The organism is Methylomonas sp. MED-D, from assembly GCF_050276835.1.
In the GTDB taxonomy this organism is placed as follows: domain Bacteria; phylum Pseudomonadota; class Gammaproteobacteria; order Methylococcales; family Methylomonadaceae; genus Methylomonas; species Methylomonas koyamae_A.
Map to the genome: position 1 here is coordinate 3482869 of NZ_CP189965.1, position 11358 is coordinate 3494226.

Below are 11358 nucleotides of genomic sequence, written 5' to 3' on the forward strand. Positions count from 1 at the left end.
ACGGCACATGGCCGCATCATGCGGTTTTTTTATGTGCATCGCTTCAGCTCATCATTATGTCGGGCTGGGCAGGCCGCCGCAAGGCGGGCCGGTTCTCGTGTATCCCGGTAGACCAACCTGTTCAGTCCGGCGCCCATGATTGGTCTCATGTAGCCGGGTAATCCATCTTTACACGAGAAACATCATGAACACACTATCTATCGTAATTTCCGACACCCCCATTCGCCAAGACTCAGCCGGTCGTTACTGCCTGAATGACTTGCATAAAGCCGCTGGCGGTGAAAATAAACATAGGCCAAGTCTTTGGCTTAAAAACCAGCAAGCTCAAGAGTTAATCGACGAAATTTCCAAAGCAGGAATTCCTGCTCTGGAACAAAATCAATCACTTAAAGTTATAAATGGCGGTAATCAGCAAGGCGTTTATGTTGCTAAAGAGTTAGTTTACGCTTACGCCATGTGGATCAGCCCCAAGTTTCACTTGCAGGTGATCCGGGCTTACGATGCTTTAGTGGCCGCGCCGATCCAGTCCAAGCCCTTCCATCTGGATAAGCCGATATCGCTTTCTCAGTTTGCCGAATACCACGAGGCCATCAACGCCGCCAAGGCCGACTTGAAAAGTGCGACAGTGTTTATCACCGGTGAAGAATGCGCGTCGCTGGGGCTGCATAACGTGCTGGCTGGTGCCAAACGGCGTCAGGAAGAGCAATTTAGAGTGATGGATGTTATTATCCAAATGGAATTGGAAGGTAAGCCACGGCATGAAATCGTTCAGGCTACAGGGAAAACCTTCAACAATGTGCGTCAAGTAATCTGGCAAGCCCGCCGTGATGGTTTATTGCCAAAAGAGGGGCAAGCATGACCGCCGCCCACGATGCCCTGGACCAAATCGACCGCATTGCCTGTTGTATTGAGGCCGTGGGCGACTTGCTGATACCGGAAACAGACCTGCACGTGGTCAACCGCGAGAAGCAAGCTATGCTGCTGGCCTATTTGGCCGAAGAGCTGATCCGCGCCAAGGCGCAGCTTGATCTATCGTTACAGTCTCAACAGCCGAAGGCGAAACCCTTCGCATCCATTCGCTGACCGTTAGTCCGTAGACTCTCCCGCAACTGCTGGAGAGTCTATGCACACCGATAACCCCCACGACGCAAGCCCGGCCGCCTTCGAGATCATCACTCGCAACGGCCACGATTCGCTTAATCTGCAAGCCTACCTGTGCCCGGCCAATCGCCTGACGATCGGCTACGGTCACGTGCTGCTGCCAAAAGCCGATTGGCATTTGTTCACCAACTGCGATGTTTCTCGGTTGATGCGCTTGATTCGCGAATGCCAGCAACGCGGCAAAGTCGTTGAAGAAGCGCGGACCTTGCTGCACATCAACCCTAGCCAAGCCCAAGACTTATTGACGCGCGACGTGGCGCAAACCGCGTTGTTTTTGCGGTCGGTGACTAGCGTTTTACTGAATCAAAACCAGTTCGATGCGCTGGTCTCGCTGATTTTCAATATCGGCCAAGGCCAATACGCGCAATCGACCTTGCGCAAAAAGCTGGAAGCCGGCGACTTGGCCGGGGCAGCCGCCGAGTTCGATCGCTGGGTGAAAGGCAGCGTGGACGGGGTTAAACAAATCCTGCCGGGCTTGGTGTCTCGCCGCGCGGCCGAGCGGGCCTTGTTCGAGGCGGTGGCGTGATGGATTGGCTGAATCGGCGCCGGCAAGGCGAATTGAAAGTGAACGTGGTGACGTTGTTGCTGGCCACTGACGAATTGCGAGACGCGGTGGGTTATCAACGCCTGAAAAACCATCGATTTCCCTGCACAAAAAACCGCTTTGCATTGGCCGAGTTACGCGGCCGGTTGGCGCATATCAAAGCCGCCGGCCGCGCGGCCACCTTCGAGCTACTTAATAGCGGCATCTCTCACCGCGAGTTTATGCGCTTTGTCCGGAGTCTGCCGTGAGGTCGAGTCTGCTGGCGGTGTTATTTGCCGCCGCCCTGTTTTTCTTGCAATGGGGCTTGCGTGCCCGGTTGCGGGGAAATTACCCCGGCCGGCTGGCTCTGTTGATGAGCACGTCGGACGGCCACACTTGTTATGTTTTGGATACACAACCCATGAAAAAACTGAGTACCGCCATTGCTTATTTCATTGTGTCGCTGGTCGGCTTAACCGTCGAGGGCGTACAAGCCTCTGTAGACGGCGTGTTTACGCTGGAATCGACCGATCCTGGCGTGTTGTCTGTCACGCCGCTGCCAAACGGTCAATTTCGGGTGGACGTGGTCGGCGTCGGCAGCGCCAGCCTGGTCGCCGGCGCCGATGCGGATTTGTCCGATTCGGTCAAGCGCATCGAGCAGGGTTTCGAGTTCTTGATTTACAACGAAACCGAGCAAGCCGATCACATCGATTTGACCATTCTCGAGTTTTATCCTCGCGAGACCGTAGCCGCCGATGCGGCCGCCAGCGCGGAAAGCGCTGTCGACGCTGTCGAAGAAAGCGCCGCAAGCACCGGCGAGGAAACCACCGTTTAACCCGTGGTGAGCAACTGGCCGGCGGCGACGCCGGCCTTTTTTTGGCAAGGAGAATCGATGAGCTATCAGGACGCGAAATTTTGGTTTGATGTGATTCAAACTTTGCTGATCCTAGTCGTCGGGATCATGAACTGGCTGAACAATCGGCAGCGAGTAACGACGGCTACGATCAGCAAACTGGAAAACGATATCGACGACCGGCTGGACGACCACGCCGAGCGCGTCACGCGGCTTGAAGAGCGAGTGAGCAATGCGCCAAACCACGAAGACTTGGCCGAGATTTACCGGGAAATGCGGACGATGAGTAAGTCGCTATCGGACATGAACGCCGCGCTGGCCGCGCAAACCGCCACTTTAGAAGCCGTGCGTCAGCAAGTGGCACGGATGGATACTTTTTTTCGCGGGCAGCCGTGATGCCGGTCCACGTTGCTCCGCTGATGCTGCACGCGCGCGGCTACGTCAATGGCGTGGATGTGGATCGGGCCTTGTGCGACATGCGCGAGCCGTATCTGTATCACATCGTGGTTTTGGTCAACGATCTAGGCGTGGCAAGGCTGGAAGGCCTGGACGGCACGATCAGCCACGCCGACCGGCGCGAATTGGCCGGCAAACTGAAGGCCCACGGCGTGCGCCGGGTTGAATGGCGCCATCGCGGCATTGAAAAACACTTGAATTTGGTAGCGTAGCCATGAATTACAACGAGAAAATGACCGAACACCGCCGCTTGGCCATCCTTGAGTTACTGGCCGGTGCCTATACCTACACCCTTCACGAAGTCGATTTGAAAAACGCCTTGGCGCAACGCGCCCAAGCCGTCGGTACCGACGTGCTCCGCGCCGATCTGGCTTGGCTGAACGAACAAGGCTTGGTCCGTGCCGAGCAGCCCGGCGGCGTGTGGATGGCGACATTGACCGCCAGGGGCGGCGATGTTCGGCAGGGGTTGAGCACGGTGCCTGGCGTGGCCCGGCCGGAACCCGGTCGCTGAGCGGAGCCGAAGCGATGCCTCCCCGCAGCCCCATCGACACCCTGCCCGACGCGGTATTGACAGAGCTAAATCAACGCCTGGTCGAAAACGGCTTTGCCGGTTACGTGGCGCTGGCCGACTGGCTGACCGAACAGGGTTACCAAATCAGCAAATCCGCCGTACATCGGCACGGCTCCGCGTTGCAGGCCAGCATGGAGAAATCCATTAATCGGGCGCGGGAACGAATGGAGATTGCGAAGGCCATGGGCGGCATGAGCAACGAGGACAAGGCCGCATTGCTGGAAGCCAGCGAGATGGTCGCCATCGATCAGTTAATGGACGTGCTGGAAGGCATGCAAGGTTGGGAATTGGAAGATAAAGCCATTGTGATTCCCAAACTGGCTAGGGCGATATCGACCGTCGGGCGTGGTGCCGTAGGGTCTGCTCAGTGGCGTAAAGACTTCGAGGCCGAAGCGCAACGCAAAGCCCGCGAGGAAGCCGCACAAGCGGCGGTCGCCGTCGCCAAAGCCGAAGGCGTCTCGGAAGCCGGCCGCGAGCGGATTCGGGAAATGCTGGGGATGGTGGCGTGAAGCTAGAAGAATCAACAATCAGCAAGGCGATTGATGTGCTGTTTTATAGCTTTATTGCCGGATTTGGCTTTTCGCTTGGCGTTTCTATGTTCGTTATTTTAGTTAAGAAGCTTTCCGAGCATGGCTAACGCCCGCATCATCCCCGCCAACCCCGACGGAATCTTTCTGCCGTTTCAAGAGCAGTGGATCAAAGACGATTCGCGCCTGAAGTTGATGGAGAAATCCCGCCAAATCGGTATCAGTTGGTCCACGGCTTACAAAGCCGACGAACGCACCGCGATGGCCGGCCAGCGTTGGGATCAATGGGTATCGAGCCGAGACGACATTCAAGCGCGTTTATTCCTTGAAGACTGCAAGCTGTTCGCGCAAATCCTGCAAATTGCCGCCCAAGACCTGGGCGAGCGGGTGATTGATGAGAAAACGAAACTTACCGCTTACGTTTTGGAATTTGCGTCCGGACGCCGGATCCATTCGATGTCATCAAATCCGGATGCGCAAGCGGGCAAACGCGGCGGCCGTATCTTGGATGAGTTTGCATTACATCCCGATCCGCGCAAGTTGTGGTCAATTGCTTATCCTGGTATCACCTGGGGCGGGTCGATGGAGATCATTTCCACCCATCGCGGTAGCCACAACTTTTTCAATCAGTTAATCCGCGAAGTCCGCGAGCACAACAACCCCAAGAACATCAGCCTGCACCGCGTCACCTTGCAAGACGCGTTGGAACAAGGCTTTCTGTGGAAGCTGCAAAAGGCATTGCCGAAAGATCATGAAGTGCAGGCCATGGACGAAGCGGCCTATTTTGATTTCATCAAGTCCGGTTGCGCCGACGAGGAATCGTTTCTGCAGGAATACATGTGCCAGCCGGCCGACGATGACGCGGCGTTTCTGGAATACGACTTGATTGCGAGTTGTGAATATCCAGCCGGCGAAGAGTGGGCCTTCGACTTCGCTCAGGCACCGGGACGTTCCCTGAGCGGAGCCGAAGGGAAAGGCCAACTGTTTGCAGGCCTGGACATTGGCCGCAAGAAAGATTTGACCGTGCTGTGGCTGCTGGAAAAGCTCGGCGATGTGCTTTACACCCGCGCCGTGATCGAGTTGCGCAACATGCCTAAGCCGGATCAAGAAAAGGTGATTTGGCCGATTCTGGCGCTGATCGACCGCGCCTGCTTCGATAATACCGGCCTTGGTATCGGCTGGACCGACGACGCGCAAAAAGCCTTTGGCCAATACCGGATCGAAGGCGTGACCTTCACCGGCGCCACCAAAGAGGCGCTGGCCTACCCCGTGCGCGGCGCGATGGAAGACAAAAAGCTGCGCATCCCCTACAAACCCGAAATCCGCGCCGATCTGCGGGCCGTCACCAAGGTGACGACCGCCGCCGGCAACATCCGCTTTACCGCCGAACGCTCCGAAAACGGCCACGCCGATAGATTCTGGGCGCTGGCGCTGGCCGTGCATGCCGCCCAAACCGGCAGAGACGGCGATGTTTATAAACCGATGAGGCTGAAATGGCTGTAACTAACCACGTCTTCGATAGGACTTCCGATGCGTTTTTGCTGGATAGCTACAGCGGCACCGGCGGGTATTTATACGGCTATTATCTGGTTAGGCACGTCCGCGAGTCCGACGATAAATACGATCGCCGCAAACAGCTGGCGGTTTATCCCAATTTTTGCCGGAAGATTGTCGATGTGTTCATGGGTTTTTTGTGGCGAAAAGACGTGTATCGCGAGACCACTGACCTTTACAGCGAATTCATGAAAAACGCCGACGGCGCGGGAACCAAGCTGGATTCGTTGTTATTTACGTATCAACGGCTGGCAATGATTCTCGGCACGGTGTACGTGATCGTGGACAAGCCGGAAACGCAAGGGCAAACTCGGGCGGACCAAGCGCTACCTTATTTAGCGCTGCGGTTGCCGGGGCAATTAGCCGATGAAAGCAAGGATGGGGCTGGCGCATGGACTTCCGTGACGTTTTCGGAGGTCTATGAGGGCGAAACGGTTTACCGCACCTATTCTCGTTCCGGGTGGGTGCTGAGCAAAAAGCCGAACGGCAGCGATATCATTAAACAGGGTCAGCATTCGCTCGGACGAGTGCCGGTCGTCCGTTTGCACATTAGTAAACCACTGAATCCGACCGAATGCCGCAGTCTAAGCTGGTTTCACGATCTGGCCGGACTGAATTGGAGCTTGTTCAATCTCGATTCAGAGCAGCGGGAGCTGTTTCGGCAACAGACGTTCGCTGTCCTCGCGTTGCCGGTCACGGACGATGCGGAGCGGGAAAAATTGAAAGACTTGACGATCGGTACCGAGAACGCACTCACATACAACCCGACCGGCGGCGGCAAGCCGGAATTTATCGCGCCACCGCCTGATCCCATTCAGTTATACGCGGAAAAAATGGTTGCTTTGGTGACGGATATTTATCGGGTCGCCAATCTTGAGTTTGTTGGCGGCGTACAGCAAAGCGGCGTGGCGCTGTCATTTCACTTTCAAGAGTGCAACTCAAGCCTCGCTGGGATGGCCGAGATGTGCGAAGTGGCGGAAAACGACATTGCCGACTTAGTGTATTTGTGGCAAGGCCAATCATTCGACGGCACGATTAGCTACCCCGACGATTTTAACTTGACTGATCTAGCCGCTGAGATGTCCACCGCGATGGATGCTCTCACGATGCAGTTAGGCGCCGAATTCGATAAGGCGTTGAAAAAGCGCGTTGCTCGACAGATTCTGAGCGACGAGGTCGCCCCTAATGCCATGACGGCGATCGATAAAGAGATCGACGCTCAAGGCGACACACACGGCGACCGGATTGCGCGGCAAGCGGGGATGGCGTGACACACCGTTGGCGTTGGCGAAAATACTTACCAGATCGTTTTGGCCAAGCGTGCCGTGTGGTGACGACCGGCACGATGAATTCGGCTTTGATCGAGTTCGAAGACGGCTATCGCGTGGTTTCTAGTCGCTATGCGGTGCGTAAATTGTGACTGTCATCGACTTCAACCAAGCCAAACTAGACCGTACCCCGCACCGTAGCGGCGCCGCGCGCTGTCTTGGCTGCGGGCACGAATGGACCGCGATTGCGCCGGCCGGCGAAACCCGGCTGGAATGCCCGGAATGCCAGACCGACAAAGGCATTTTTCAAGGCCTTTGCTATCCGCAAGACGGCACTATTTGGCGCTGTAATTGTGGAAATGAGTTATTTCTGATCACGCCGAACGGCGAGCTGTGTCCGGCCTGCGGGATGTATGTGGACGGGTTGCCATGAGCATTGCCGTGGGAAATTACCGGATCGGTTTGCTTTTTCGCCCATCAAGTTTCTGGATTGGCGTGCATTGGGCGCCGTTCAATCGCCGGTATTGCATCAACCTGGTGCCGTGCGTAACGCTTTGGATCGCGCTGCCGGGTGGGAAATCGGTTTAGAGATGACGACGTTGAATGAGGTATCCATCCCGGACCTGGCGCCGATCGAAACCGCCGCGGGCTGGCGTTGCCCTTATTGCGGCCAGTTCTTTGCCGCCAAGGTCGGCGTGCGGGCGGTGCATATTGGCATTCACGTGGCCAGCTGCGTGCCGTTGACGCTGGAACAAGCCGAAGCCGTGTTGGATTGGGCGGCGAGCGCCGGAAAGCGATGATTGTTTCATGTTTGGCGCTCCTCCCGGGCGATATCGCCGGTGATTGTTTCCAGAAAATAGCATGACCGACTACCCCGCCCTGTATCGCCGCCTTGCCCGTGAAATCCTGGCGGTCGAGGCGAATTTGACGGCTGATACGGCGGCCTTCGCCGCCGCGCTGATCGCTCAATTGCGGCGCGACGGTTATACCTTGAGCCAAGAAGCCGCCGATCAGCTCAGTCAATACGGGGCGAGCATGCAAGCGGCGATAACCGCCGCGATCGCCAAAAGCGCCGCCATCGGCGCCGGTGACGGCTTGCAGTCGCCGATAGTGCAGCGGATCGCCGCCGAATCGTTTACCCATCAATGGCCGAACGGTTTGACCTTGTCCGACAGCCTGTGGCATTGGGAAACCGGCACTCGCCGGGGCGTCAGCGAGGTGCTGCAAGCCGGCATTCAGGCCGGCCGGGCCGTGGATGGTGTGGTGATGGACATGCAACGGACTATCGAACGCGGCACCGGTCGGCGGTTTAAGATCGTCAGCGAGCATGCTGACGACTGGGTGAAATCGCTGTATGAGGCCGGCCGGGCCTTGATTCACGACCCATCGGCCAAAGCCGAATGGGATGCCGTGGTCGCCGACGCGCGCGGGATTATCGAAAGTCTCGCGGAAACCGGCAGCCGCCGCGCGGCGGAGCGCGTGTTCGATCAGCTGACCAAAGCGGTCGGGGCCGGCAAAGAAGCGGCGATGGACAAGGCGGTCAAGTGGTGGACCTACGACAAACAGCTGTACAATCTCAAGCGCATCGCCCGCACCGAGATGGCCAACGCCGGCCACCGCGCGGTAATCGAGAGCACGATCCACGACGAGACCATCCTGGGATACGAGTGGCGCTTGTCGTCCACCCATCCCGTCACCGATATTTGCGATTATTACGCTAGTATCGACATGGGCCTGGGCAAGGGCATTTTTACAAAACAGGCCGTGCCGCGCAGCAAAGCCCACCCGCATTGTATGTGCCTGCTAATTCCGCGCGTGACGCCCAATCTGGCCGCCGGCTCGAAGACCTACGGCGACTGGCTGGGTAAATTGCCGGCCAAACAGCGCGACGATGTGTTGCCGGCCTGGGCTTCCGCCGCTTTGAAAAAAGGCGTGGCCGTGGATAAATTGGTGCGGGCCGACGGCATGGGCCTGGTGCGCGAATCCGAGGTGATTTGATGGCTAATCCTGCTGAGCCAAAAAAAACGCCGTGAAGCGGCGCGGAGACCCCAGGGCGCGGCATTGGTATAGCTTGGTGTTGCCGACCCCCGTTAACCCCCTGTTAAATTCGCTGTAATCGCCGCCAAGCAATAATCTGGTAGGATAAATAGACAGATCACCGGCTACGCCGGCCAGAATTCCCCGCGAAACCCTTCGCATTCTGTTTATCACGTCCCGCCGCTAACCTGTCCCGGAATTCAATTCCACCCCAACAGGTTACGAGCATGTTCAAACTCAAATCCTTATTTTTGTCTGAGGCCGGAGAAGGCGGCGCGGGTGCTGGCGGTTCCGCCGCTGCCGCCGCGCCCACGGCCGCCGAAATTCAGGCGCAAATCGATGCCGGCGTGCAAGCTGGCATCACCAAATTCCAAACCGATTTTTCCGCCGAGTTCGAAAAAACCACCGGCCACAAAGACCTGAAAGAATTCGCCGAGGCCCAGCTTGCGGCGCAAGGCAAATTGCAGGAACTGGCCGATGCGCGCGGCAAAGAATCCGAGGGCTGGAAATCCAGGTACGAAGCCGCCGCGATCAGCACCGCGATTCTGAGCGCCGCCGCCGACGCGGTAGACCCTGCGACGGTAAAAGACCTGCTGGCCGGTAAGGCCAAAGTCGATGACGCCGGCAACGTGACCATCGACGGCAGGCCTGTCGCCGATGCGGTCAAAGCGCTGCTGGAAGCCAAACCGTTCTTGGCTAAGGCCCAAGGCGGCACCGGTTCCGGCGCACCAGCCAACGGCAACAATCTACAAACCAAAACCCGCGCCCAGTTCGCGGCCCTCAGCCCCGCCGAGCAAGCCGATTTTTGCAAGGCCGGCGGCAAAGTGACGGAGTAATCGCATGGCTAATACCCTTACCAATTTAATTCCCGATTTGTTCGCCGCGCTGGATACCGTCAGCCGCGAGCAGATCGGTTTTATCCCCGCTGTGACGTTGGACGCGAGCGCGTCGCGCGCGGCACTGAATCAAACCGTACGCTCGGCGATTGCGCCGGCATCGACCGCAAGCGATATCACTCCCGGCGTGACTCCGCCGAATGACGGCGATCAAAGCGTCGGCAATGCGTCGATCACGATCACTAAGGCGCGGCGGGTGCCGGTACGCTGGAACGGCGAAGAGCAATTGGGCGTGAACAGCGGCCAGGGTTATCTGTCGATCCGCGCCAACCAATTCGCGCAAGCGATGCGGACCTTGTGTAACGAAGTCGAGGCCGATATCGCCGCGCTGTATAAAACCACCGCGCGCGCCTACGGCACCGCCGGCACCACGCCGTTTGCGACGGCCGGCGATTATTCCGACGCCGCTTTTGTGCGGCAAATCTTGGTGGATAACGGCGCGCCGATCAGCGATTTACAACTGGTGATCAATACCACCGCCGGCGCAACCTTTAGAGGCAAGCAGTCGCAAGCGCAAATGGCCGGCGACGTGTCGATGCAACGGCAAGGCGTGTTGTTGGATTTGCATGGGATGTCGGTCCGCGAGTCGGCGCAAGTCAAGAATCACACCAAGGGCACCGGCGCCAGCTATCAAAGCAACTTCGCCAGTGGTTACGCGATCGGCGCCACGGCTCTGGCGGTCGATACCGGCACGGGTACCGTCCTGGCCGGCGACATCTTGACGTTTACCGGCGACAGCAACAAATACGTCAACGCGACCGCGTTGAGCGGTGGCTCGTTGACGATCGGCGCGCCGGGCTTGCGAACCACGCTGGCGGATAATATCGCGATGACGGTCGGCAACAACTACGCGGCCAATATGGCCTTCGCCCGTTCCGCGATTGTGCTGGCAACCCGCGCCCCAGCGCTGCCCGAAGAAGGCGATATCGCGACCGACCGGATGACGATCACCGATCCGCGCAGCGGCCTGACGTTTGAAGTCGCGGTTTATCCGCAATACCGCCAAGTGCAGTACGAGATCAGCATCGCTTGGGGTGTAGCCAACGTCAAACCCGAACACTCCGCCATCTTGTTGGGGTAATGCCTGATGGCTAAAAAAACACCGGCGGCCGACGAAGCCGTGACCGAACAAACCGCCGTGAATAGGGAGCCAATGGCGGACAACCCGTCGGCGGCTCCCGCCTTGGCGGAAACCAAAACCCAACCGATAGCCACGGACGGCGCCCCCCCGTGTCAATGGACGGCGAATTAATGGACGTTACCTCGGCGGAAAAGGACGTTGCGGATGAGCCGGCCGAGGTGTTGGAGGTTGATTCCGATGCGAGCGACAACGAAATCGATGCTCAATCTAAACGAGACGCCAATCCGGAAGTGGTAGCAGTGTTGCTGCCGATGCGCAGGGATGCGCCCCTTCACGAAACCGGCCCGACTACCGCCGACGTGCATTCGGACGAAGTGTCCGCTTGGCTCGCGGCGGGTTGGACTTTGGCCGATCCGGCCAAGAGCGATTAA

18 protein-coding genes are annotated in these 11358 nt (G+C 57.9%); all 18 read left to right on the forward strand.

Going from position 1 to position 11358, the window contains the following annotated elements; all coding sequences use genetic code 11:
- The first annotated feature begins 184 nt into the window (after nt 1-184).
- The 18 genes from ACQE3E_RS15580 (at nt 185) to ACQE3E_RS15665 (ending at nt 11358) form a co-directional block, all read left to right on the forward strand.
- Complete coding sequence (locus ACQE3E_RS15580; RefSeq protein ID WP_427500785.1) at nt 185-859, forward strand: KilA-N domain-containing protein; 675 nt, start codon at nt 185-187, stop codon at nt 857-859.
- On the forward strand, nt 856-1083 hold the full coding sequence (locus ACQE3E_RS15585) for a hypothetical protein (protein ID WP_427500786.1): 228 nt from the start codon (nt 856-858) through the stop codon (nt 1081-1083). Before ACQE3E_RS15580 ends, ACQE3E_RS15585 begins: the two co-directional genes overlap by 4 nt.
- Nucleotides 1084-1123: 40 nt before the next feature.
- A complete protein-coding gene (locus tag ACQE3E_RS15590) occupies nt 1124-1687 on the forward strand; it encodes a lysozyme (RefSeq protein WP_427500787.1) in 564 nt (187 codons plus the stop codon).
- Nucleotides 1684-1953, forward strand: coding sequence for a hypothetical protein (locus tag ACQE3E_RS15595; protein ID WP_427500788.1), 270 nt, complete (start codon nt 1684-1686; stop codon nt 1951-1953). Before ACQE3E_RS15590 ends, ACQE3E_RS15595 begins: the two co-directional genes overlap by 4 nt.
- The gene (locus ACQE3E_RS15600; protein ID WP_427500789.1) at nt 1950-2519 is read left to right on the forward strand and encodes a hypothetical protein; all 570 of its coding nucleotides are present in this window, start codon (nt 1950-1952) and stop codon (nt 2517-2519) included. Before ACQE3E_RS15595 ends, ACQE3E_RS15600 begins: the two co-directional genes overlap by 4 nt.
- Nucleotides 2520-2576: 57 nt before the next feature.
- The gene (locus tag ACQE3E_RS15605) at nt 2577-2933 is read left to right on the forward strand and encodes a hypothetical protein (protein ID WP_427500790.1); all 357 of its coding nucleotides are present in this window, start codon (nt 2577-2579) and stop codon (nt 2931-2933) included.
- Nucleotides 2933-3205, forward strand: coding sequence for a hypothetical protein (locus ACQE3E_RS15610; protein ID WP_427500791.1), 273 nt, complete (start codon nt 2933-2935; stop codon nt 3203-3205). Before ACQE3E_RS15605 ends, ACQE3E_RS15610 begins: the two co-directional genes overlap by 1 nt.
- Nucleotides 3206-3207: 2 nt before the next feature.
- Nucleotides 3208-3504, forward strand: a complete 297-nt coding sequence (locus ACQE3E_RS15615; RefSeq protein WP_168027991.1) for a hypothetical protein — start codon at nt 3208-3210, stop codon at nt 3502-3504.
- A gap of 14 nt (nt 3505-3518) precedes the next feature.
- Nucleotides 3519-4073 carry a phage protein Gp27 family protein gene (locus tag ACQE3E_RS15620; protein ID WP_168027989.1) on the forward strand — a complete coding sequence of 185 codons (555 nt, stop codon included), beginning with the start codon at nt 3519-3521 and terminating at the stop codon, nt 4071-4073.
- On the forward strand, nt 4070-4201 hold the full coding sequence (locus tag ACQE3E_RS15625) for a hypothetical protein (RefSeq protein ID WP_427500792.1): 132 nt from the start codon (nt 4070-4072) through the stop codon (nt 4199-4201). Before ACQE3E_RS15620 ends, ACQE3E_RS15625 begins: the two co-directional genes overlap by 4 nt.
- The gene (locus ACQE3E_RS15630) at nt 4194-5594 is read left to right on the forward strand and encodes a terminase large subunit domain-containing protein (RefSeq protein WP_427500793.1); all 1401 of its coding nucleotides are present in this window, start codon (nt 4194-4196) and stop codon (nt 5592-5594) included. The genes ACQE3E_RS15625 and ACQE3E_RS15630 overlap by 8 nt, the downstream gene beginning before the upstream one ends.
- On the forward strand, nt 5585-6916 hold the full coding sequence (locus tag ACQE3E_RS15635) for a hypothetical protein (protein WP_427500794.1): 1332 nt from the start codon (nt 5585-5587) through the stop codon (nt 6914-6916). Before ACQE3E_RS15630 ends, ACQE3E_RS15635 begins: the two co-directional genes overlap by 10 nt.
- Before the next feature lie 145 nt (nt 6917-7061).
- The gene (locus ACQE3E_RS15640) at nt 7062-7346 is read left to right on the forward strand and encodes a hypothetical protein (RefSeq protein ID WP_427500795.1); all 285 of its coding nucleotides are present in this window, start codon (nt 7062-7064) and stop codon (nt 7344-7346) included.
- A gap of 157 nt (nt 7347-7503) precedes the next feature.
- On the forward strand, nt 7504-7713 hold the full coding sequence (locus tag ACQE3E_RS15645) for a hypothetical protein (protein ID WP_427500796.1): 210 nt from the start codon (nt 7504-7506) through the stop codon (nt 7711-7713).
- A gap of 61 nt (nt 7714-7774) precedes the next feature.
- A complete protein-coding gene (locus ACQE3E_RS15650; RefSeq protein WP_427500797.1) occupies nt 7775-8911 on the forward strand; it encodes a hypothetical protein in 1137 nt (378 codons plus the stop codon).
- 266 nt (nt 8912-9177) lie between these two features.
- Nucleotides 9178-9786 carry a hypothetical protein gene (locus ACQE3E_RS15655; RefSeq protein ID WP_427500798.1) on the forward strand — a complete coding sequence of 203 codons (609 nt, stop codon included), beginning with the start codon at nt 9178-9180 and terminating at the stop codon, nt 9784-9786.
- Nucleotides 9787-9790: 4 nt separating this feature from the next.
- Nucleotides 9791-10927, forward strand: a complete 1137-nt coding sequence (locus tag ACQE3E_RS15660) for a P22 phage major capsid protein family protein (protein ID WP_427500799.1) — start codon at nt 9791-9793, stop codon at nt 10925-10927.
- A gap of 170 nt (nt 10928-11097) precedes the next feature.
- Nucleotides 11098-11358: a hypothetical protein gene (locus ACQE3E_RS15665; RefSeq protein ID WP_427500800.1), complete on the forward strand. Its 261-nt coding sequence runs from the start codon at nt 11098-11100 to the stop codon at nt 11356-11358.

Bases quoted from the DNA above. Each gene is read 5' to 3' on its own strand.
- ACQE3E_RS15580 (WP_427500785.1), top strand. From the start codon at position 185: ATGAACACACTATCTATCGTAATTTCCGACACCCCCATTCGCCAAGAC.
- ACQE3E_RS15585 (WP_427500786.1), top strand. From the start codon at position 856: ATGACCGCCGCCCACGATGCCCTGGACCAAATCGACCGCATTGCCTGT.
- ACQE3E_RS15590 (WP_427500787.1), top strand. From the start codon at position 1,124: ATGCACACCGATAACCCCCACGACGCAAGCCCGGCCGCCTTCGAGATC.
- ACQE3E_RS15605 (WP_427500790.1), top strand. From the start codon at position 2,577: ATGAGCTATCAGGACGCGAAATTTTGGTTTGATGTGATTCAAACTTTG.
- ACQE3E_RS15610 (WP_427500791.1), top strand. From the start codon at position 2,933: ATGCCGGTCCACGTTGCTCCGCTGATGCTGCACGCGCGCGGCTACGTC.
- ACQE3E_RS15615 (WP_168027991.1), top strand. From the start codon at position 3,208: ATGAATTACAACGAGAAAATGACCGAACACCGCCGCTTGGCCATCCTT.
- ACQE3E_RS15620 (WP_168027989.1), top strand. From the start codon at position 3,519: ATGCCTCCCCGCAGCCCCATCGACACCCTGCCCGACGCGGTATTGACA.
- ACQE3E_RS15630 (WP_427500793.1), top strand. From the start codon at position 4,194: ATGGCTAACGCCCGCATCATCCCCGCCAACCCCGACGGAATCTTTCTG.
- ACQE3E_RS15635 (WP_427500794.1), top strand. From the start codon at position 5,585: ATGGCTGTAACTAACCACGTCTTCGATAGGACTTCCGATGCGTTTTTG.
- ACQE3E_RS15645 (WP_427500796.1), top strand. From the start codon at position 7,504: ATGACGACGTTGAATGAGGTATCCATCCCGGACCTGGCGCCGATCGAA.
- ACQE3E_RS15650 (WP_427500797.1), top strand. From the start codon at position 7,775: ATGACCGACTACCCCGCCCTGTATCGCCGCCTTGCCCGTGAAATCCTG.
- ACQE3E_RS15655 (WP_427500798.1), top strand. From the start codon at position 9,178: ATGTTCAAACTCAAATCCTTATTTTTGTCTGAGGCCGGAGAAGGCGGC.
- ACQE3E_RS15660 (WP_427500799.1), top strand. From the start codon at position 9,791: ATGGCTAATACCCTTACCAATTTAATTCCCGATTTGTTCGCCGCGCTG.
- ACQE3E_RS15665 (WP_427500800.1), top strand. From the start codon at position 11,098: ATGGACGTTACCTCGGCGGAAAAGGACGTTGCGGATGAGCCGGCCGAG.